Raw genomic sequence first — 20,707 nt, 5'->3', positions numbered from 1 at the left:
GGTGCGTTCAGGCGGCCAGTTCGGACACGGCGGCCTTGACCTGGGCCAGGCTCGGGTTGGTCGCGGTCCACAGCGGCGCGCCGCCGTCGGCGGGCAGGATGACCAGCGTCGGGACGGTTTGGTTGCCGCCGTTGACGCTCATCACGAAGTCGGCGGCCGCGGGGTCCTGCTCGATGTTCACCTCGGTGTAGGCGATGCCCTCGCGCTCCATCTGGCTCTTCAGCCGGCGGCAGTAGCCGCACCAGGTCGTGCTGTACATCGTCACGGGGGCCGACATCGTCATGCGCTCCTTTGTGTTCGCCCGGTCCGGGAACGGCTGTCCCCAAGCCAAACGTGCACCCCCTCGGTTTGATTCCACCGGGTTCCCCGGCCTGTGCACATCGGGGCCGCTGTGCACAACCGGCCTCGGTGCGGCGCGATGCCTGAGAGGATGTGCCGATGATCGCTTCCCCCGACGACGTCCTCGACGCGCTCGATCCCGAGCAGCGGCGGGTGGCCGAGGCCGTCGACGGCGCGGTGTGCGTGCTCGCGGGCGCGGGCACCGGCAAGACGCGGGCGATCACCCACCGGATCGCCTACGGTGTGCTCGCCGGCGCGATGCAGCCCGGACAGACCCTGGCGGTCACCTTCACCGCGCGGGCCGCGGGGGAGTTGCGCGGCCGGCTGCGCGATTTGGGCGTCCCGGGCGTACAGGCGCGTACGTTCCACTCGGCGGCGCTGCGCCAGCTGTCCTACTTCTGGCCGAAAGTGTTCGCCGGGCCGCCGCCGCAGCTGGTCGAGACCAAGATCATGCTGGTCCGCGACGCGGTGGCGCACTGCCGCCTGCGCGCCGATCGGGCCGAGCTGCGCGACATCACCGGCGAGATCGAGTGGGCCAAGGCCACCCAGACCGCGCCCGACGACTACCCGGGCGCGGTGCTCGCGGCGGGCCGCAAGCCGCCGCGCGCCGCCGCCGAGATCGCGCACGTCTACGCGGCCTACGAGAAGATCAAGTCCGGCAAGGGCCGGATGGACTTCGAGGATGTGCTGTTGCTCACCATCGGGCTGCTCGACGAGCGGCCCGAGGTGCGCGAGGCGGTGCAGGCGCAATACCGGCACTTCACCGTGGACGAGTACCAGGACGTCAACCCGCTCCAGCAGCGCCTGCTCGACCTGTGGTCGACCGGGGCCCGCAGCCTGTGCGTGGTCGGCGACGCGAGTCAGACCATCTACTCGTTCACCGGCGCCACACCCGCCTACCTGCTCGGTTTCCGTCGCCGCCATCCCGACGCGAAGCTGGTCGAACTGGTCCGCGACTACCGCTCGACCCCGCAGGTGGTGGGCCTGGCCAACCGGCTGCTCGCGCGCGCCGGCGGCGAGGCGGCCAAGCACCGGCTGCAGCTGATCTCGCAGCGCGGCACCGGCCCGGAGCCCGACTTCGTCGAGCACGCCGACGAGCAGGCCGAGGCGGAGAGCACCGCGAAGCGCATCCGCGCGCTGATCGACGACGGAGTGCGGCCCGCGGAGATCGCCGTGTTGTTCCGCACCAACGCGCAGTCCGAGTCCTACGAGCAGGCGCTCGCCGACCAGTCGGTGGCCTACCTGCTCAAGGGCGCCGAGCGGTTCTTCGAACGGGCCGAGATCCGGCAGGCGATGGGCTTCCTGCGCGCGCACGCGATCTCCGGCGGCACCGACGCCGAGGCCGGGCCGTTGGCCGCGGAGGTGCGCGCGGTGCTCGGCGGCACCGGGTGGAGCGCGGAGCCGCCCGCGGGATCCGGTCAGGCCCGGGAGACGTGGGAGTCCGTGGCCGCGCTGGCGCGGCTGGCCGACGAGTTCGCGGTCAAGCGGCCGGAGGCGACGCTGCGCGACTTCACCGTCGAGCTGGCCGAGCGGGCGGCCGCCCAGCACGCGCCGACGGTGGAGGGCGTCACCCTCGCGTCGCTGCACGCGGCCAAGGGGCTGGAGTGGGACGTGGTGTTCCTGGTCGGCCTCAACGAGGGCATGATGCCGATCTCCTACGCCGACACCCCGGACAAGATCGAGGAGGAGCGCCGGCTGCTCTACGTCGGGGTGACCCGGGCGCGCGAGCGGTTGACCCTGTCCTGGTCGCTGGCCCGCACCCCGGGCGGGCGCGGGCGGACGGCGTCGCGGTTCCTGGACGGGCTGCGCGGCCCCGGTGGTGGGCGCGGCGTCGGCTCGGCGCAGCCCGACGCGTACCGCTCGCCCGGCCCCGGCGCGAGCCCGGGCGGCCTGCCCCGGCCCCGGCGCAAGGTCGGCCCGGTGCGCTGCCGGGTGTGCGCGCGAGCCCTCCAGGACGCCGCCGAGCGCAAGATCGGCCGCTGCCTGGACTGCCCGTCGGACGTGGACGAGTTCCTGCTGGGGCAACTGCGCGAGTGGCGACTGCGCCGGGCCGACGAGCACAGCCAGCCGGCCTTCGTGGTCTTCACCGACGCGACGCTCACCGCGATCGCCGAGACCCGTCCGCTCAACGAGCGCCAACTCGCCGCGATTCCGGGAGTGAGCCGGACCAAGCTGGAGCGATTCGGTGACGACGTACTCGCGCTGTGCGCCGGTCACGACCTGGCGATCGAGCCGGATCCGGACGACTACGGGCACATTCCGGAGGTCGAACAGGACCTCGAACCGGCCATCGAGGATGCCCTCGACGGAGGGTGAGACGCGAGGGGTTTCCCTCGAGTGACGAGGGCCATGCAATAAATCGTTTGCGCCCCGCTCCAAACCGCATCTACGCTCACGAGCACGGTCGGAACGTTCGACCGTGCTCGTCCATGAAACCCGGAAGCACCCCTGCGGTGTTGCCCCGAAACCCTCTCGGAAGGAGGTGAACGTCGTGATTACCAGGAACTCGAAAGCCCAGCGTCGGACGTTCGCCGTCACTCCGGTCGTGGTGTCGGTGGGCTCCGCCAAGCTGTCGCATGCCGATCTCTCCGTGTCCACGTCCGGCCTGGCCGGGCTCCCCTTGGTGACGTCCTATGCCGGGACCGACGCCCTGATCACCGCCTCCGCGCGACTGCGCGGCAACGGCAGTGGTGTGTCCGCAGCAGCGGGCGCCGCAGGGCTCGTCGGTCTGGCGGACAGCGCCGAGGGTCCGTGGCAAGGCGAGCAGGCGGCGAAGGCGCGTCGCGACGAGCGACCGTCGAGCGCGGCGGCTTGCGAGCAGGCGCAGAAGCAGGAATCGCAGCGGGCCAATGGCATGACCATGGCCGGCTTTGCCGGGAACAACGGGTATCCGTCCTGGAGGAACAGGACCTGACGAGACGTCAGGTCGGCACCCTCCAGGGCCGCGGAATCCCGAACACCGGGATCCGCGGCCCTTGTCTTTTGTCGGCTGTCAGCAAAACCGAGTAGCGACCACCGGGGACGCGAGTCCCACGAATCACAGGAGCACCACGTGCCCCACGGCAAACCCCCCGCACCCGGCAGTACAGCCACAGCGACATCGGAGGTAGACCTGATGACCCTCACCGGTTTCGAGGACGTCGAGCAGCTCGAGTCCACGATCCCCTGCCGTTCCTACGACCCCGAGGTCTTCTTCGCGGAGTCCCCGGAGGACGTCGAGTACGCGAAGGCCCTGTGCCGCGAGTGCCCGGTGCGCGAGATGTGCCTGCAGGGCGCGCTCGAGCGCCGCGAGCCCTGGGGCGTGTGGGGCGGCGAGCTCTTCGTGCAGGGCGTCGTCGTCGCCCGCAAGCGTCCCCGTGGCCGTCCGCGCAAGACGGAGGTCGCCGCGTGACCCCGCCGGCGGGACCCCGACGCACCAGGACCAGAGATCGCGCGTACGCGCAGGAACCCATGAAGCACATTCACGACACGAACGCAGTTCTTCCCATGGACAGGAGCCGGGAGTTGCATCTGATCAACGAAGCCCTGGCGAGGGCTCGGATGGATCAGGAGCTCCGCGAGGCGGAGCTCCAACGCAGGGCGTACCACGTCCGGATGGCGCGCAGGATGCGTCGTCGGGCCGAGGTCGCCTCCATGCGGGCGCGCCGGGCGCTGGCCATCGCGGTCATGTAGTCGAGCCGGTTCGCGAACGCCGAAGGGCGGGCACCCCTTGCCGGGGTGCCCGCCCTTCGGCGTTCGCGCGGATCGGCGCCGGGGCCGACCGGGCGGACGGTGCCTAGTGTCCGGCGGTGTCCGCGTCGCCCGTCGTGTTCTTCGGGGCCGGTGCGTCGGCCGGGTCGTCCTCGATCTCTTCGATGTCCTCCAGCTCCTCGATCGCCTCGAGGGAGAAGTCGAACTCCTCGGCCTCGTAGTCGTCTTCGAAGCCCGGCAGCCAGGTGGCCAGTTCCTCGCGGAAGGGGGCGGTGGCGCCCAGCTGACACAGCACGCCGATGGTGCTCAGCGTGACCCGGTGGATCAGCAGATAGCTCGGCGGCAGGTTGAGCTGGCGGGCCAGCGCGGAGGCGGGATTGCGGGGGTCGCCGATCCGCGCGCCCTGTTCGCGCATCCACGCCCGGGTGAAGGTGAACTCCTCGACCTCGGCCGGTTCCAGGAACGGCAGCAGGTAGTCCAGCACCTCGCCGGCGTCCAGCTTGATCGACGGCTTGACGAAGCCCTCGGTGCGCAACACCTGCATGACGCCGTCCGCGTCGCCGTCGAGCGCGAGGCGGAACGCCCGGCCGATCGGCTCGGGCAGCCCCTCGGGCAGCCGGTTGACCGTGCCGAAGTCCAGCACGCCCAAGCGCCCGTCGGCCAGCAGCCGGAAGTTGCCCGGGTGCGAGTCGGCGTGCAGCATGCCGGTGCGGGCCGGACCGGAGAACAGGAATCGGGTGAGCATGTGCCCCGCCCGGTCGCGCTCCTCCCGGGTGCCCTTGTCGATCACCTTGGACAGCGGTGTGCCGTCCATCCATTCGGTGATCAGCACCCGTTCGGTCTGGTGCACCACGTGCGGCACGAAGATGTCGGGGTCGCCGTCGAACTCCACGGCGTGGGCGGTCTGCGCCTCCGCCTCCAACTGGTAGTCGAGCTCCTCGGCCACCCGGGCCTTGAGTTCGGCGATCAGCGGCTTGACGTCGATGCCGGGGATCAGCGCGCCGGCGAAGCGGGCCACGTGGCCGAGCTGGTTGAGGTCGGAGATCAGCGCGTCGCCGGCCCCGGGATATTGGATCTTGACCGCGACCGTGCGGCCGTCGTGCCAGACCGCCCGGTGCACCTGGCCGATCGAGGCGGCGGCCGCGGGCGTCTCGGAGAACTCCTCGAACAACGTGCGCCAGTCGTCGCCGAGGTTGTCCGCGAGCGCCTTGTGCACGGTGCGCGCGGGCATCGGCGGCGCCGCGTCCTGAAGTTTGGTCAGGGCCGAGCGGTAGGGCCCGGCCACCTCCTCGGGCAGCGCCGCCTCGAACACCGACAGGGCCTGCCCGAGTTTCATCGCGCCGCCCTTCAACTCCCCGAGCACCTTGAAGAGTTGTTGCGCGGTGCGCGCCTGCAGCTCCGCCGCGACGATCTCGGCCGGTCTGCCGCCGATGCGCCTGCCCAGGCCCAGTGTCGCCCGACCGGCCACCCCCAGCGGGAGGGACGCGAGCTTGGCGGTGCGGGTGACGGCCCTGCGCGGAAGATCGCTCACGCGACCCATTGTGACCGACTCGGCGGCGCGGCACGTGTGATGGGGTCCACGACTTGCGCCGGGCGGGTGGCGCCGCAGTCGCACCGCGCGTGCGGAGCCCAGCTCCGGCGCCGGGTCAGCCCGTCGGGCAGCTCGATCTCCACCGTCCCGTCCACGGTGGTGGGCAGCCCGCCGTCGACGAAGGTGAGCACCTGGAGGGCGGCCCGGGCGGCGACCTCGGTGGCCAGCACCACGTCACACGGCGGCTCGCCCGGACCGGGCGCGGCGGCGAGCTGGGCGAGCAGGCGCGGCCAGGCCGGGTCCCGGTCGCTGCGGGCCAGGTCCAGACACCGACCACAGGCCGAGCGGCCGACCAGGACGAACGGCCCGATCACCCCCGTGGTCTCGCGGATGTCGGCGTACAGGTGCGGCACGCGCTGTCGGATCAGCCGGGCGCCGGGGGCCGGATCCGGACGGCCCTCCGGGACCAGCACCGCGACGTCGGGGGTGCCCCGACCGGCGGGCAGCGCGCAGCGCACCCCCGGGGCCAGCCGACGCAGCGCGGCCCGCACGGTGGTCTCCCGGCGCGGGCGCTCCGCGTCCCAGCCGTAGGCCACCGGCCCCGCGTCGCCCGCCCGCACCGGTCGGCGATCCGCGGGCACCACGTGGCCGACGCCGGCGGCGGCGAGCAGCCCGGCCACCGCCGCGCCCACCCGCCCGGCACCGTGCACCGCCACCACCGCCCGCGAGCGCCGGTCCAGCGCGGCCAGGCCCGCGCCGCCGCTGCCGTGCACCAGGGCCAGCGAGGTCAGGTCCGGGCCGAGCCGGGCCCGCTCGTGCGGCAGCGCGGGCACCGGGGTGGGCCGCCCGGACGCGTCCTCGAGCACGTCCTCCCGGGCGAGCAGGTCGAGCACCGCCGCGGCCCGGGCGCGGGGCAGGCCGACGCGGTCGGCGAGTTCGTAGGTCCGGGCCAGGTCCCGGGTGCCGTCCAGGTGTTCCACGAAGCGGGTGGTGACCGGATCGAGCCCGCCCAGCAGCACCGCCCGAGCCGGGTCCAGGCCCAGTTGCAGGGTCTGTCGATCGCGCCACAACCGGCGCAGGGCGGGCTTGAGCAGCGGGCGCATGGGCGGCCTCCGAGGGACGGTACGCGCGGACGGGCGGCGACGACCGAGGCCCGATCCACCGGGCTCGACCGGCCCCAGCCTGCCCGGCGGCGACCGGGTCGGGTATTTCGTTGTCCACAGCCCGAGTATGAATATGCTATTTGGAAATATTGGGCACAGAACAATGGAATGGGAGCTATCGCGCGAATAGTGCTCATAGCCGCGAATATGCCTGCGGAAAGAGATGCGCAATATCCTTGGCCGGCCCGAAGCGGGCGCGCCCTGTCGGTGCCGTCGGTTAACGTCCTGGTTGTGGTCGCGGATCCCGGGGCCGGACACGACATGCTGTCCGGAGCCCCGTACCAGGGTGCCGTCGAGGTGCGTCGCAGCGCCCGACGGAAACGAACCGTATCGGCGTACCGGGACGGGGACCGAACGGTGGTCCTGCTCCCCGGCCGCATGACGCAGACCGAGGAGAAACGCTGGGTCGGCGTGATGCTGGAGCGCCTGGCCGCCCAGGAGCGCCGCCGACGGCCCAGCGACGAGGACCTGGCCGTCCGCGCCCGGGAGTTGTCCGCCCGCTATCTCGACGGCCGGGCCGAGCCCGCGAGCGTGCGCTGGGTGGCCAACCAGAACACCCGCTGGGGTTCGTGCACACCGGTCGACGGCACCATCCGCCTCTCCACCCGCCTGCGCGGCATGCCGACGTATGTCGTCGACTATGTATTGCTGCACGAGTTGGCGCATTTGCTGGTGCCCGGACACGGACCGCGTTTTTGGACCCTGCTCGCCCCATATCCGCGCACCGAACGCGCGCGGGGATATCTGGAGGGCGTCGCGGCCGCGAGCGGGCTCGCGATGAGCGACGAGGCCGACACCGATCCGGCCGGCGCCGAGCCGCCGCGCACCGGGGCCGAACCGCCGGCGCCGACCCGGGGGCGCGCCCCCTCGGCCGATACACGCGGCGCCCGCAAGGGCACCGCCGCTGCGGACGGTACCCGGGCGGGGACAACGCGCGATCGGGCGGCCCGCAAGCCTCGCGGCTGACCGGGATCCGGCTCGGCACAGTCGTCGCGGCGCCGGATTCGGGCGTATAGCGTGAGGCGCGTACGCGGACGGAGCGGTCGCGAAAACACGCCCGCCGGGGAGCCCGAGCGGCCCGCCCGGCGCGCAGCCGTACCCCGACCGGGGCGCAGCCGATGTTGTAGCGTGCCGAGCGCGGCGGGGACCCAGGTGGTGGGCGCCCGCACCGCCGGCGGCGGAAAAGCGGGGAAGGGAGCCACACAGTGGTCGAGTTCAGGAAGGGACAGAAGTCGAAGCTGTCCGACCTGACCGCGGGGACCGATCTGTATGTCGGGGTGCAGTTGGACGGCCCCGGGCTGACGTTCGACATCGCGTGCTTCGGGTTGGACGCGGGCGAGCGGCTGTCCGACGATCGGTACTTCGTCTTCTTCAACCAGCCCAAGTCGCCCGAGGAGTCGATCCAACTCCTCGGCGCGCAGGCCGGCGACACCGAGTCCTTCCGGGTGACCCTCGATCGGGTCCCGCCGCACGTCAACAAGCTCGCGTTCACCGCGACGATCGACGGCGACGGGGTGATGTCCCAGGTCGGGTCCGGCTATCTGCGGATCGTGGCGGGCGGCCAGGAGGTCGCGCGCTACTCGTTCACCGGGCGCGAGTTCAGCACCGAGCGCGCGGTGATGATCGCCGACATCTACAAGAAGGACGTCTGGCGGTTCTCCGCCGTCGGCCAGGGCTTCGACGGCGGATTGCGCGCGCTCCTGGAGAACTTCGGCGGCGAGGTCGCCGAGGACGAGCCGGAGCAGGCGTCCGCGCCCGCGCAGGTGCCGCCCGGCGGGGCGCCCGGATTCGCCCCGCCCGGTGCCGGCGTGCCGCCGCAGCAGCACCAGTCGCCGCCGTCCTTCGGTCCGCCCGGTGGGAGTCCGCCGCCGCCCCCGCCCGCGCCCACGCCGAACTTCGGGCCGCCGCCCGGCGCGCCCCAGCCGGTCGGCGCGATGCCGCACGGCGGTCCGCCGCCCGGTCCGCCCGGGCACGACGGTCCGCCCCAATACGGCGGCACCCCGCCGCACGGCGCCCCCGGCGGCTACCCGCCGCCCCCCGGCCCGCCGCAGTACCAGCAGGGCCCGGGCACGCCGCCGCACGGCGCGCCGGGAGGCTACCCGCCCCCGCCCGGCCCCGGCGGCTACCCGCACCCGAACCAGACGCCGCACCAGGGGCACATGGCGCCGCCCGCGCCGCCCGGCACGGGTCAGCCCGGCGGCTACCCGCCGCCGCCCGGCCCCGGGGGCTACCCGCCGCCCGGCCCGCCCGGACCCGGTGGCTACCCCGGCCAGGGGCAGCCCGGCCAGGGGCAGCCCGGCCAGATGCAGCCCACGCTCCAGATGCCGGTCCCCGGCGGCCCGCCCGGACCGCCGCCCGGTCCGGGCATGCCCCCCGGTCCGGGCATGCAGGGCGTCGGTCTCGCGACGCCCGAACCCGCCTTCCAGTACGGCATCGAGCAGTACCGCGAGGTGCCCGCCGGCGGTCGCTGGAGCCAGCAGAACCCCAAGATGGTCCGCGTCGACGTCTCCGGCGGCAAGGTGATCGCGCGCCAGGGCGTCATGGTGGCCTACCAGGGCGACGTGAAGTTCAAGTTCCAGGGGCAGAGCCTGCGCAGCCGGTTCGACAACCGGCAGACCGGCCAGTCGCTCGAACTGATGCGCTGCGAGGGCAGCGGCGAGGTGTTCCTCGCCGAGGACGCCGCGCACCTGCACCTGGTCGAACTCCAGGGCAACAAGCTGTTCGTCAACGTGGCCAACGTGCTCGCGTTCGACGAGGGGCTGACCCTGGAGCCGGCGCGCGTCGAGGGTGTGGGCATCCCCGGCGGCGCGCTGTTCGCGCAGACCTTCAGCGGTCAGGGCACCGTGGTGGTCAAGACCAGGGGCATCCCGCTGGTGCTGCCGGTCCAGGGGCCGACCTTCGCGGACAGCAACGCCATCGTGGCCTGGACCGCCACCGACATGCAGGTCTCCACCACGACCCAGATGCGACTGCGCCGTACCGCGTTCCCCGGGCACAGCGGCGAGACGGTCAACCTGCAGTTCCGCTGCCCGCCGCAGGCCAACAACTTCATCGTCGTCCAGCCCTACGAGGTGTGAGGGGAACATGGATCAGCAACTGATCGCCGCGTACGGGCAGACCGCCCCCCAGGCGCGGATGAGCGCGCATGGCAACAAGATCTGCCGGGCCAACATCCAGCCCGGCGCACCCGGGGTGCTGGCCAAGCAGGGCTCGATGATCGCCTACGAGGGCTACATCACCTTCGCGGGCCACGGCCAGGGCATGCAGCGCCGGGTGACCGGCGGGATCACCGGCGAACGTATGCAGTTGATGCGGTGCACCGGCCAGGGCGACATCTACTTCGCCGACTACGGCGCCGACGTGGCCATCATGCAGCTCAACCCGGGCGAGGGCCTGTCGGTCAACGCGAGCAACATCCTCGCGTTCGACGAGAACCTGGAGCACCGGATCAAGATGGTGAGCGGGGTCACCGCGAAGTTCAGCGGCAACGGCCTGTTCAACATGGAGCTGTCCGGTCAGGGCTGGGTGGCGATCACCACGCGCGGCACCCCGGTGGTGCTCAACCCGGCCGAGCGCGAGACCTACGTCGACCCCGACGCGCTGGTCGCGTGGAGCACCAGCCTCAAGGTCGGCACCAAACGCTCGATGCGGCTCGGCGGCATCGTCGGGCGCGGTTCCGGCGAGGCGATGCAGGTGTCCTTCAAGGGCAACGGCTTCGTCGTCGTGCAACCGGCCGAGGACGCCACCGACCGTTTCCACGTGCGCGGCTGACCGCGAGCCAAGGAGGAACACCGTGCAGAGCTCGCTTTTCGGCCACGCGCCGGTACACAACCCCGAGCGGTACAGCTTGCAGAACGAGCACATGCTCAAGGTCCAGCTCGGCAACGGGCACCCGGACCACTGCCTGGCCCGGGTCGGCTCGATGGTGGCCTACCAGGGTGCGATCGACTTCGACGGAAACCTGCGCAGCGGCGCCGAACAGCAGGCCGCGGCGGCCACCGGCGAACAGCTCCAACTGATGCGCGCGCAGGGCACCGGCACCATGTGGCTGGCCAACATGTCCCAGTCGATCCACGTGCTCGACCTCGACTTCGAGGGACTGAGCGTGGACGGGCAGTACGTCCTGGCCCTGGACAGCTCGCTGAGCTGGAACGTGGTCGCGATCGAGAGCGCCCAGTCGGTCGCCGGCGCCGGGTCGTACAACCTCGACATCAGCGGCAACGGCAAGATCGCGCTGATGACCTCGGGCAAGCCGCTGATCCTGCGGGTCACCCACGGGGCCGAGGTGTTCGCGGACGCCGACGCGGTGATCGCGTGGAGCACGCGGTTGCAGATCAGCATGCAGGCGCAGACCAACTCGGCCCGGATCTACCGCCGCCGCCGGGGCACCGGCGAGGGCTGGAACATGGCCTTCATGGGCGAGGGCTACGTGGTGGTCCAGCCCAGCGAACTGCTGCCGCCCGTCGAGTTCATCCAGCCCGGCGGCTACCTCGCCAACCGCGGCCTCGGTCAGGACGGCGGGGTCCGCGGCAACACCTGGGGCCAGTAGCACCCCCGGGCCCGGGAAACCGGGGAACAGCGACGCCGAGGGGCGCCCGACCGGTGACCGGTCGGGCGCCCCTCGGTTGGTGCTCGTGGCCGCCGCTCGGCGCGCGGACCTCAGACCAGCGCGCGGGCGCGGCTCACCAGCGCGCGGACCGAGTCGTCCGTGTCGGCCGGCAGCGCGTCGAACGCGAACCAGCGCAGGTCCAGCGACTCCTCGCTGATCACCTCGGTCGCGCCGGGCGGAGCCAGCGCCGCGTACTGCACGTCCAAGTGCACCGCACACGGTGTGTCGTGCCGGTCGAGGTAGACCGGCGCGCCGTCGGCGAGCAGGGTCAGGCCGGCGATCCCGGACTCCTCGCGGGCCTCGCGCAGCGCCGCCTCGGCCGGTGTGCGGTCGCCCGGCTCGCAGTGCCCGCCGGTCTGCAACCAGCGCAGGACCTTCGCGTGCAGGGTCAGCAGCACCCGGCCGCCGACCGGATCCACGATCACCGCGCTCGCCGTCACATGCCCGGCGCGGCACGCCTTGAGCATGCCGTCCTCGTACGTGGCCAGATGCTCCAGATAGGCCCGGCGCAGCCCGTCCGCACGATCGTCGGGCGCCCGCCACGCGGACAGCGCGTCGACCGTCGCGACCCGAAGGCTCACGCGGCGGGCCCCTTGTCGCCGTCGCCGCCCTTCGGCTTGTCGTCGTCGCCGTTCGCCCCACGCTCGCCGTCGTCGGCCTTCGGCTCGTCCTTCGCCTCGTTCTTCGCCTCCAGCGAGTCCAGATCCGCGTCCAACTCGGCGTCGAGACCGGACAGGTCCAACTCGGCGTGGTGCACGAAGCCGTCGGGGTCGTCCAGGTCGGCGGCGGTCGGCAGCAGATCGGGGTGCTGCCACACCGCGTCGCGCCCGTCCACGCCGCGCGCGTCGGCCAGGGAGGCCCACAGCCGGGCCGCGTCGCGCAGTCGGCGCGGGCGCAACTCCAGGCCCACCAGCGTGGCGAAGGTCTGCTCGGCCGGGCCGCCCGTGGCCCGACGCCGACGCAGCGTCTCGCGCAGCGCGCCCGCCGAGGGCAGCCGCGGCGCCGCCGCGCTGTGCACGACCGCGTCGACCCAGCCCTCCACCAGCGCGAGGGCCGTCTCCAGCCGGGACAGCGCGGTCTTTTGCTCCGGCGTCTCCTCCGGCTCGAACAGCCCCTGCGAGAAGGCCTCCTGCAGCGCCTCGGGGTTGCTCGGGTCGATCCGACCCGCGGCCTCCTCCAGGCGGCTCATGTCCACCTTGATGCCCCGCGCGTACGCCTCGACGGCGCCGAAGAGGTGTTGCCGCAACCACGGCACGTGCACGAACAGGCGCTGGTGCGCGGCCTCGCGCAGGGCCAGGTAGAGCCGCACCTCCTCCTGGGGCAGGGACAGGCCCTCGCCGAACGCGGTCAGGTTGGCCGGCAGCAGCGCCGCCTTGCCCGCCGGACCGATCGGCAGCCCGACGTCGGTCGAGCCGACCACCTCGCCGGCCAGCGCGCCGAGCGCCTGGCCCACCTGGGCGCCGAACATCGCGCCGCCCATGCCGCGCATCATGCCGAGCAGCGGCCCGGCCATGCTCTGCATCTCGTCGGGCATCATCTCGCCCATGGCCGCGACCACCCGGGTCGCCAGCGGTTCGACCAGCGCGCGCCACTGGGGCAGCGTCGCCTCGATCCACTCGGAACGACTCCAGGCCGCGGTGGTGCTCACGCCGGACGGCAGCGAGGTGGCCTCGTCCAGCCACAGCTCGGCGAGCCGCACCGCCTCCTCGACGCCCGAGCGCTCCACCGCGCCGATCGACGCGTCGCCCTGCTGCGCCACGGTCTGCCGGGCGATGTCGCGGGCCAGGTCCCAGTTGACCGGTCCGCCCTCGTAGGAGAGCAGCTTGCCCAGCTGCTGGAAGGCCGCGCCCAGATCGGCCTGGTTCATCTGTCCGAAAAGCGCGCCGAACGGGTTGTTCGGGTCACCCCCGGCGGCACCGAACCCGAAGGGGTCGTTCGGATTCGAACCGCCGGACCCGCCGCCGGGGCGGTCGGGATCGTCGTCGCCCGAGGGCTTGCCGAAGCCGAACGGGAAGTCAGCCATGGTGGGGCCCCTCTACGTTTTCCATGTGCGCGGCGCCCTCGGGCCCGACCATTCGATGCCGACTCACGGCTACCTCGTCTCGCTCGAGCCGCCCGCCGACCCGGCCGGAGGCGACACCGCACAAGCGCCGAAACGCGCCTGGCGTGAAGACCACAACAACACCTCCGGCAGGATGGATCGCGGACACTGACAGGAAAGGCAAGCAGTCGCGCGTACCTTTCTTGACGAACCGCTCGTACCAAACTAACCACGGGAGACCGCCAGTGAGTTCCCAGCCCCCACGCGTTCGCTCTGGGCGGAGCGGGCGGGAGAGCACGAGCGAAGGCACCGGAACCGATGCCGCGCAGACCGCTCCGGAGAGCGATCCCCAGTCCTCGGGCCGGCCCGAGGACCAGCCCTCGGCCACCAGTGTGCCCCGGGTGCGCCCGGTCGTCGCGGTCACCGGCGCCGCCGCCGGGCTCGGTCATCGCGTCGCCTCGCTTCTGGCCGCGAACGACCAGGTCAAACGTCTGATCGCGATCGACGAGCGGCGCGGCGAGATCCCCGGCGCCCAGTGGCGGATCATGGACGTCCGCGACCCCGCGCTCGCCGGCCGGCTGGAGGGCGTGGACGTGGTGGTGCACCTCGCGCTCGACATGTCGCTCGACTCCGAGCCCAGGTCCCGGGGCGCGCGCAATGTGCGCGGCACCCAGACCGTGCTGACCGCCGCCGCCGCGGCCCGGGTGCCGCGCGTGGTGTTGTGCACCTCGGCGATGGTCTACGGCGCGCTGCCGGACAACGACGTACCGCTGGCCGAGGACGCGCCGCTGCGCGCCACGGCCGATGCCTCGCTGGTCGGGGACCTGCTGGAGATCGAGGAACTGGCCGAGCGCACCCCGCGCGCGCATCCGCACGTCAAGGTCACCGTGGTGCGGCCGGCGACGCTGGTCGGCGGTCCCGAGGCGGACAGCGTGATGACCCGGCACTTCGAGGCGCCGCGTCTGCTCGTGGTCTCCGGCGGACAGCCCCGCTGGCAGTTCTGCCACCTGGACGACCTGGCCTCCGCGCTGGAATTCGCCGCGCTCGGCCGGGTCGAGGGCGTGGTCACGGTCGGCTCGGAGGGCTGGCTGGAGCAGGAGGAGATCGAGGAGTTGTCCGGCATGCGCCGGATGGAGCTGCCCGCCTCGCTCGCCCTGGGCACCGCCGAACGGCTGCACCGCCTCGGCATCACGCCCGCCCCCGCGGGCGATCTCGCCTACACGATGCACGGCTGGGTGGTCCCCGCGGAACGGCTGCGTGCGGCGGGCTGGCGGCCGGCGTGGACCAACGAGGCGGCGTTCGCCGCGCTTTTGGAGGACGTCGCCGGGCGGCACGCGCTGGTCGCCCGCCGGCTCGGCCGCAAGGACGCCACCACGCTCGGCGCGGCCGGTGCCACCGTGGCCCTGGTGGGCACCGCCGCGATCGTGCGCAAGGTGCGCCGCCGGCGCCGGGGGTTCTGAGCCGCGCGGCCCTGTGGCGACCGGGTTTGGGCGCGGTCCGACGCGGGGTCGGCCGCGCCGTCGGGGGACCGGGGTCTCCGGGTCCGTGGCGCGGCGCGCGATACTGCCCGGTATGGACGTCATCCGCATCGCCGAGATCCGCGACACACCGTTGTCCGTCGACGAGGTTTTCGCCGCGGTCGGCGACCCCGCCGCCGGTGGTATCGACCTGTTCGTCGGTACGGTCCGTGACGCCGACGGCGGGCGCCCGGTCACCGCGCTCGAATACTCCGCCCACCCGTCGGCCGCGACCGAGCTGCGTCGGGTGATGGAGAAGATCGCCGCCGACCGGCCGGTGCTGGCGATGGCGGCGGTACACCGGGTCGGCCGGCTGGAGATCGGCGACCTGGCGGTCGTGGTCGCGGTCGCGTGCCCGCACCGCGCGGAGGCGTTCGCCGCCTGCCGCCGACTGATCGACGACCTCAAGCACGAGGTGCCGATCTGGAAGCTCCAGCACTTCACCGACGGGGACGCGGACTGGGTCGGCGCCTGCTGACCCCCGCACGCACTCGCCCCGGCACCCCGTGTGCCCCATTGGACTCTGGTGTCCCGAGCGTCTCGAAATAGCGGAAATGCACCATCATCACCACATACATATGATTTAAGCCGTTACCCTCCCCCTCGTGTGGATGGAGTACGTCATGGCGGCTGTCGTATGGTGGTGGGCCATTCCGGGCGTCGCGCTCGTGATCGCCGTGAGCTGGGCCACGTGGACGGGTCGGGCGCTGCGTACGCCGAGCATGCGCGACTCGATGACCGCCTTCGAGGAGTGGAGCGCGGCGCTGGACCGGTTGCGCACGGCCACCCCGGTCGTACCCGACCCCGCCGACGACACGCCCGACACGACCCTCCCGCGAACGGCCCACGACAACCCGTGACGGCCCGGCCCGCACCGCGAGAATCCGGGTGCCGTAGGGTCGGGCGCATGTCGCGCCGCACCGCCACCCTGGTCGTCTCCGGGCTGCTGCTCCTGGCCCTGGCCTGCGCCGTGCTGTTCGCGCCGGTGCCCTACGCCGAGTTGAGCCCCGGGCCCACGTACAACACGCTCGGCGACGAGGGCGGCAGGCCGGTCATCGAGATCTCCGGCCACGAGACGTACCCCACGAGCGGGCACCTGAACATGACCACCGTGTCGGTGACCAACAAGTCCTACGACATGCCGCTGCTCGACGCGCTGGCCGGCTGGGTCAAGGGCGACGCGGACGTGGTGCTGAAGAAGTCGCTGTATCCGGACGACAAGTCGGCGGCCGAGGTCGAGCGGGAGAACGCCGAGGAGTTCAGCTCCTCGCAGGAGCACGCCAAGGTGGCCGCGTTCGCCGCCCTGAAGATCCCGATCGAGAAGCAGGTGATCGTCTCGACCGTGGCCAAGGACGCGCCCGCGCTCGGCAAGTTGCACGCCGGCGACATCATCCTGGCCGTGGACGGCGCGCCGATCGGCAGGACCGAGGACGTCGCCGGAGCGATCACCAAGCACAAGGCCGGCGAGTCGGTCACGCTCACCGTGGACCCGGCCGACGCCCGCGGCACCAGGCGCGACGTGCAGGTGGTCACCGGCAGGGCCGAGGACGACGGCCGCGCCCTGGTCGGCATCACCCCGGGCATCCTGCCGAAGTTCCCGTTCAAGGTGGAGATCCACCTGGAGGACGTCGGCGGCCCCAGCGCCGGGATGATGTTCGCGCTCGGCATCGTCGACAAGCTCAGCCCCGGCGACCTGACCGGCGGCAAGTTCGTGGCCGGTACCGGAACCATCGACGACGCGGGCAAGGTCGGCGCGATCGGCGGCATCCAGATGAAGACCATCGGGGCCCGCCGCCAGGGCGCCAAGTACTTCCTCACCCCCAAGGCCAACTGCGCCGCCGCCGCGCAGACCCGGCCGGGCGGTCTGACCCTCGTCCAGGTGGAGACGCTGGACGACGCGCTCAAGGCGCTGGAGACGATCCGCACCGGCCAGGGCACGTTGACGGAATGTCATGCGTGACCGGTGCGGACCGACAGGGCCTGGGCCCCTACTCCTCGTCGGTGTCGCCGAACGTGGCCAGCAGCGCCTCGGCCAGGCCGGGTACCAGGTCCGCGCCGGAGAGCACCTCGGAGTCGTCGTCCTTGGCCCGCAGCCGCACCGCCGACTCGCGCGAGCCGTCGCGCAGCACCCCGACCGCGAGGCGGACCTCCTGGCGCTCCGGGTGCGCCGCCACCCAGTCGTGGATCTCCTCGTCGCTGCCGACGGTGGGCATGTTCGCCTCGGCGGACGGCGGCAACATCAGCCGCTCGACCACGAGCGCGCAGCCGAGCACGGCGTCCGGCCAGGCGATGCTCGCCAGGAACTCGTCGATCGCGACGTGCTCCGGGATCTCCTCCTGCTCGATCGGCGTAAGGGTGTCGATGGGCGCGTCACGGTCGGCGGACAGGCCGAGCTGCGCGGCGAGATCGGGTTCGGTACGGGCCAGTTCCCCGGTGTCCACGAGCGCGTACAGGCGGGGCTGCTGGTCCCAGCCGTACCCCGCCACGTGGCGTTCGATCTCGACGAGGGCCTGGGTGAGTGCAACGGTCATGACCCCATCTTCCCGTCTCCGCCCCATGACGGATCACGAGCCTGTATCGGCCGTGTCTGTGGGGAACCACGTCCTGTCTCGGTAAGTTGACCCATCGAGCGCCGACCGGGCGCGTCCAGGTAATGATCGAGGTGCGCACCCTTGGTTTTTCAGATGCCCGAACGAGGCGGCTCAGGTGGCCGTCGGATCAGATTGGGAGCTCCGTCCCGCAGGTCCAGAACACTGCTCCTGACGCTGGCCATCCTCGTGGTGATCGTTGTCGCGTGGGTGCTGTTCGCGAATTTCTGGACGGATTGGCTCTGGTACAAGTCGGTCGGCTACGGAAACGTATTCACGACCAAGCTGTGGACGCGCATCGGGTTGTTCCTGGTGTTCGGTCTGCTCATGGCCGCGGCCGTCGGCGCCAACATCTACGTCGCCTATCGGCTGCGTCCCGCGTTCCGCGGGATGTCGCTCGAACAGCAGAGCCTCGACCGCTATCGCTCGGCCATCACGCCGTTCCGTAGCTGGCTGCTGATCGCGCTGTCGGTGATCATCGGCATCATCGCCGGGACCTCGGCGTCGGGGCAGTGGAAGACGTGGCTCCAGTTCGTGAACGGCGTCTCGTTCGGCGCCAAGGATCCGCAGTTCCACAAGGACGTCTCGTTCTACGCGTTCGATCTGCCGTTCTACCGATTCCTGATCAATTTCGCGTTCGTCGCGGTCGTCGTCGGCCTCGTCCTCGCGGTGATCACGCACTACCTCTACGGCGGACTTCGGGTGCAGAGCCCGGGGTCGCGGGCCACCCCCGCCGCACAGGCGCATCTTTCGCTGCTGCTCGGCCTTTTCGTGTTGTTCAAGGCCGTCGCGTACTGGCTGGACCGCTATTCGCTCGCGGTCTCGTCCGGTGATTTCAAGCAGGCCTCGCAATTCACCGGGCTGCGGTACACCGACGCGCACGCGGTATTGCCGGCGAAGACGATCCTGTTCATCGTCGCGCTGATCTGCGCCACGCTGTTCTTCGTCAACGTCTTCCGCCGCACGTGGGCGCTGCCGATCATCGGCTTCGGCCTGATGGTGCTCTCCGCGGTGCTCATCGGCGGGCTGTACCCGGCGATCGTCGAGCGGTTCCAGGTCAAGCCGAACCAGCAGGCCAAGGAATCCAAGTACATCCAGCGCAACATCGAGGCGACCCGGCTGGCGTACGGCATCGACAAGGTGGAGCCGGAGAAGTACGACGGCAACGTCGAGGCCAAGCCCGAGCTGAAGGACCAGGCCGCGAACACGGCCAGCATCCGGTTGCTCGACCCGAACATCGTCTCGCCGACGTTCAACCAGATGCAGCAGCTGCGGCAGTACTACGCCTTCCAGACCACGCTGGACGTCGACCGCTACATGATCGACGGCAAGATGCAGGACACCGTGATCGCGCTGCGCGAGCTGAACCCGAGGGGTGGTCAGACGCACAACTGGGTCAACGACCACACCAAGTACACCCACGGGTACGGCGTCGTCGCGGCCGAGGGCACCCGGGTGGACCGCGAGGGCAAGCCCGTCTACATCGAGGGCAACATCCGCACCGACGCGCAGGAGGCCCAGACCCCCAGCCCGCTCGGTCCGTACCAGCCGCGGATCTACTTCGGCGAGTCGACCACCGAGTACTCGATCGTGGGCGCGCCGAAGAACACCACGCCCACCGAGGTGGACTACCCGACCGACACCGCGGCGGGGCAGGCCACCTACACGTACAACGGCAAGGGCGGCGTGCCGATCGGCGGCATGTTCAACAAGCTGCTGTACGCGACGAAGTTCCAGGAGGGCAACATCCTGCTCTCCGACACGATCAACAAGGATTCCCGGATCCTGTACAACCGCACGCCCAAGGAGCGGGTGGAGGCGGTCGCGCCGTGGCTGACCATCGACGGTGACCCGTATCCCGCCGTGATAGACGGCAAGGTGCAGTGGATCGTCGACGCGTACACGACCAGCAACGGCTATCCGTACGCGACCCGCACCACGCTCGGCACCGCCACCGCCGACTCGCTCAACGCCGAGGACCGGGCCCGGGGCGCGGTGGGCAACACCGGCAACGTCAACTACATCCGCAACTCGGTGAAGGCGACGGTCGATTCGTACGACGGTTCGGTCAAGCTGTACCAGTGGGACGAGAAGGATCCGGTCCTGAAGACCTGGATGAAGGCCTTCCCGAACACGATCAAGAAGAAGGGCACGATCCCGCCGACCCTGATGGAGCACCTGCGCTACCCGCAGGACCTGTTCAAGGTGCAGCGCGATCTGCTCACCCGGTACCACGTGACCGACCCCCGGACCTTCTTCAACGGCTCGGACTTCTGGAAGGTCCCCAAGGACCCGACGGGTCGCACCGCCGGTTCGGGCGACCAGCCGCCGTACTACCTGTCGATGAAGATGCCGTCGGCGACGGCGGGCGGTACCCCGGACGCGCAGCAGTCGTTCCAGCTGACCAGCACCTTCGTGCCGAAGGAACGGCAGAACCTGGCCGCGTTCATGGCGGTGAACTCCGAACCGGGATCACCGGGCTACGGCAAGATCAGACTCCTGAGCCTGCCGCCGAACACGGCGATCCTGGGTCCGGACCAGATGCAGAACCAGTTCAAGTCGAACGCCGCGGTCGCCCAGGTGATCAACATCCTGCAGCGCGGCGACTCGGTGGTGGTCTACGGCAACCTGCTCAGCCTGCCCGTGGGCGGCGGCATGTTGTACGTGGAACCGGTGTACGTCCAGGCCAACGCGCCGGGCTCGTATCCGGTCCTGCAGAAGGTGCTGGTCTCCTACGGCGGCAGCATCGCCTTCGAGGACACCCTGGATCAGGCGCTGACCAAGGTGTTCAGCGGGTCGCCGACCACCACGGTGCCACCGACCGACAACGGCACCCCGCCGACCACCGGGACGCCGCCGACGACGGGCACCCCGCCGCCGACGACCGAGAACCCGACGGTCAAGCAGGCGCTCGACGAGGCCAACCAGGCACTCAAGGACGCCGACGCGGCGCTGAAGGCCGGCGACTTCGGCAAGTACGGCGAGGCGCAGAAGCGGCTCCAGGCGGCGGTGAACAAGGCCATCGCGGCGGAGAACGCGGCGAAGACACCACCGGCGACCACGCCTCCGGCCAACGGCACACCGCCCGCGAACGGCACGCCTCCGGCCAACGGCACACCGCCGGCCAACGGCACGCCGCCCGCGGCCGGGGCGACGGCGTCCGCGACGACCAAGCCGTGATCGTCGACGTGTGAGGTACGACGGGCCCGTTCCCCCGGGGGGCGGGCCC

Annotated in this window: 19 protein-coding genes and 1 pseudogene; 14 read left to right on the top strand and 6 right to left on the bottom strand. The window is 71.5% G+C overall.

The annotated features are described in order from the left end of the window. Window positions 1-7 precede the first annotated feature (7 nt). Entirely contained in the window at window positions 8-277 is a 270-nt protein-coding gene (locus B4N89_RS10000; RefSeq protein WP_078979247.1) for a mycoredoxin, read from the bottom strand. 161 nt (window positions 278-438) lie between these two features. Here B4N89_RS10000 and B4N89_RS09995 point away from each other — a divergent pair, with 161 nt between their 5' ends. From B4N89_RS09995 to B4N89_RS09980, 4 genes are all read left to right on the top strand, one after another. Continuing rightward, on the top strand, window positions 439-2,655 hold the full coding sequence (locus B4N89_RS09995) for an ATP-dependent DNA helicase UvrD2 (RefSeq protein ID WP_078979246.1): 2,217 nt from the start codon (window positions 439-441) through the stop codon (window positions 2,653-2,655). Between the two features lie 166 nt (window positions 2,656-2,821). Beyond that, the gene (locus B4N89_RS09990) at window positions 2,822-3,253 is read left to right on the top strand and encodes a hypothetical protein (RefSeq protein WP_143657916.1); all 432 of its coding nucleotides are present in this window, start codon (window positions 2,822-2,824) and stop codon (window positions 3,251-3,253) included. A gap of 201 nt (window positions 3,254-3,454) precedes the next feature. Further along, window positions 3,455-3,730: a WhiB family transcriptional regulator gene (locus B4N89_RS09985; RefSeq protein WP_101897040.1), complete on the top strand. Its 276-nt coding sequence runs from the start codon at window positions 3,455-3,457 to the stop codon at window positions 3,728-3,730. A 59-nt stretch (window positions 3,731-3,789) separates the two neighbouring features. Further along, a complete protein-coding gene (locus B4N89_RS09980) occupies window positions 3,790-4,011 on the top strand; it encodes a hypothetical protein (RefSeq protein ID WP_078975532.1) in 222 nt (73 codons plus the stop codon). 103 nt (window positions 4,012-4,114) lie between these two features. Here B4N89_RS09980 and B4N89_RS09975 read toward each other — a convergent pair whose 3' ends face one another. Together B4N89_RS09975 and B4N89_RS09970 are read right to left on the bottom strand one after the other, a co-directional pair. Then, window positions 4,115-5,560: an ABC1 kinase family protein gene (locus B4N89_RS09975; RefSeq protein WP_078979245.1), complete on the bottom strand. Its 1,446-nt coding sequence runs from the start codon at window positions 5,558-5,560 to the stop codon at window positions 4,115-4,117. Continuing rightward, a complete protein-coding gene (locus B4N89_RS09970; RefSeq protein ID WP_078975531.1) occupies window positions 5,557-6,663 on the bottom strand; it encodes a hypothetical protein in 1,107 nt (368 codons plus the stop codon). Before B4N89_RS09970 ends, B4N89_RS09975 begins: the two co-directional genes overlap by 4 nt. Before the next feature lie 321 nt (window positions 6,664-6,984). On the opposite strand from B4N89_RS09970, the pseudogene B4N89_RS09965 reads away from it, so the two are divergent. The 4 genes and pseudogenes from B4N89_RS09965 to B4N89_RS09950 all read left to right on the top strand — a co-directional run. Continuing rightward, a pseudogene (locus B4N89_RS09965) lies at window positions 6,985-7,497 on the top strand (M48 family metallopeptidase); the annotation flags it as partial. A 431-nt stretch (window positions 7,498-7,928) separates the two neighbouring features. Further along, complete coding sequence (locus tag B4N89_RS09960) at window positions 7,929-9,800, top strand: TerD family protein (protein ID WP_078975530.1); 1,872 nt, start codon at window positions 7,929-7,931, stop codon at window positions 9,798-9,800. A gap of 7 nt (window positions 9,801-9,807) precedes the next feature. Continuing rightward, complete coding sequence (locus B4N89_RS09955; RefSeq protein ID WP_078975529.1) at window positions 9,808-10,494, top strand: AIM24 family protein; 687 nt, start codon at window positions 9,808-9,810, stop codon at window positions 10,492-10,494. Window positions 10,495-10,516: 22 nt separating this feature from the next. Continuing rightward, window positions 10,517-11,272 carry an AIM24 family protein gene (locus tag B4N89_RS09950; protein WP_078975528.1) on the top strand — a complete coding sequence of 252 codons (756 nt, stop codon included), beginning with the start codon at window positions 10,517-10,519 and terminating at the stop codon, window positions 11,270-11,272. A gap of 110 nt (window positions 11,273-11,382) precedes the next feature. Here the strand turns inward: B4N89_RS09950 and B4N89_RS09945 are convergent, their stop codons facing one another. After that, window positions 11,383-11,913 carry an NUDIX hydrolase gene (locus tag B4N89_RS09945; protein ID WP_201260822.1) on the bottom strand — a complete coding sequence of 177 codons (531 nt, stop codon included), beginning with the start codon at window positions 11,911-11,913 and terminating at the stop codon, window positions 11,383-11,385. Then, window positions 11,910-13,355, bottom strand: a complete 1,446-nt coding sequence (locus tag B4N89_RS09940) for a zinc-dependent metalloprotease (protein ID WP_078975527.1) — start codon at window positions 13,353-13,355, stop codon at window positions 11,910-11,912. The genes B4N89_RS09945 and B4N89_RS09940 overlap by 4 nt, the downstream gene beginning before the upstream one ends. Window positions 13,356-13,380: 25 nt before the next feature. Here B4N89_RS09940 and B4N89_RS49715 point away from each other — a divergent pair, with 25 nt between their 5' ends. The 5 genes from B4N89_RS49715 to B4N89_RS09915 all read left to right on the top strand — a co-directional run bounded on the left by B4N89_RS49715 (window position 13,381) and on the right by B4N89_RS09915 (window position 16,850). After that, window positions 13,381-13,545, top strand: coding sequence for a hypothetical protein (locus B4N89_RS49715; RefSeq protein WP_161500683.1), 165 nt, complete (start codon window positions 13,381-13,383; stop codon window positions 13,543-13,545). 73 nt (window positions 13,546-13,618) lie between these two features. Further along, entirely contained in the window at window positions 13,619-14,833 is a 1,215-nt protein-coding gene (locus B4N89_RS09930) for an NAD-dependent epimerase/dehydratase family protein (RefSeq protein ID WP_201260821.1), read from the top strand. A 112-nt stretch (window positions 14,834-14,945) separates the two neighbouring features. Further along, a complete protein-coding gene (locus B4N89_RS09925; RefSeq protein WP_078979242.1) occupies window positions 14,946-15,368 on the top strand; it encodes a molybdenum cofactor biosynthesis protein MoaE in 423 nt (140 codons plus the stop codon). 145 nt (window positions 15,369-15,513) lie between these two features. Beyond that, window positions 15,514-15,750, top strand: a complete 237-nt coding sequence (locus B4N89_RS09920) for a hypothetical protein (protein ID WP_143657915.1) — start codon at window positions 15,514-15,516, stop codon at window positions 15,748-15,750. A 47-nt stretch (window positions 15,751-15,797) separates the two neighbouring features. Then, the gene (locus tag B4N89_RS09915) at window positions 15,798-16,850 is read left to right on the top strand and encodes a YlbL family protein (protein ID WP_078975523.1); all 1,053 of its coding nucleotides are present in this window, start codon (window positions 15,798-15,800) and stop codon (window positions 16,848-16,850) included. Window positions 16,851-16,878: 28 nt separating this feature from the next. Here the strand turns inward: B4N89_RS09915 and B4N89_RS09910 are convergent, their stop codons facing one another. Further along, on the bottom strand, window positions 16,879-17,421 hold the full coding sequence (locus B4N89_RS09910; protein ID WP_078975522.1) for a PPA1309 family protein: 543 nt from the start codon (window positions 17,419-17,421) through the stop codon (window positions 16,879-16,881). 153 nt (window positions 17,422-17,574) lie between these two features. On the opposite strand from B4N89_RS09910, the gene B4N89_RS09905 reads away from it, so the two are divergent. Continuing rightward, window positions 17,575-20,658 carry a UPF0182 family protein gene (locus B4N89_RS09905; RefSeq protein ID WP_235618550.1) on the top strand — a complete coding sequence of 1,028 codons (3,084 nt, stop codon included), beginning with the start codon at window positions 17,575-17,577 and terminating at the stop codon, window positions 20,656-20,658. The last annotated feature ends 49 nt before the right edge of the window (window positions 20,659-20,707 follow it).

Source organism: Embleya scabrispora, from assembly GCF_002024165.1.
GTDB classification, from domain to species: domain Bacteria; phylum Actinomycetota; class Actinomycetes; order Streptomycetales; family Streptomycetaceae; genus Embleya; species Embleya scabrispora_A.
This window is presented reverse-complemented; position numbering and strand designations above follow the sequence as displayed.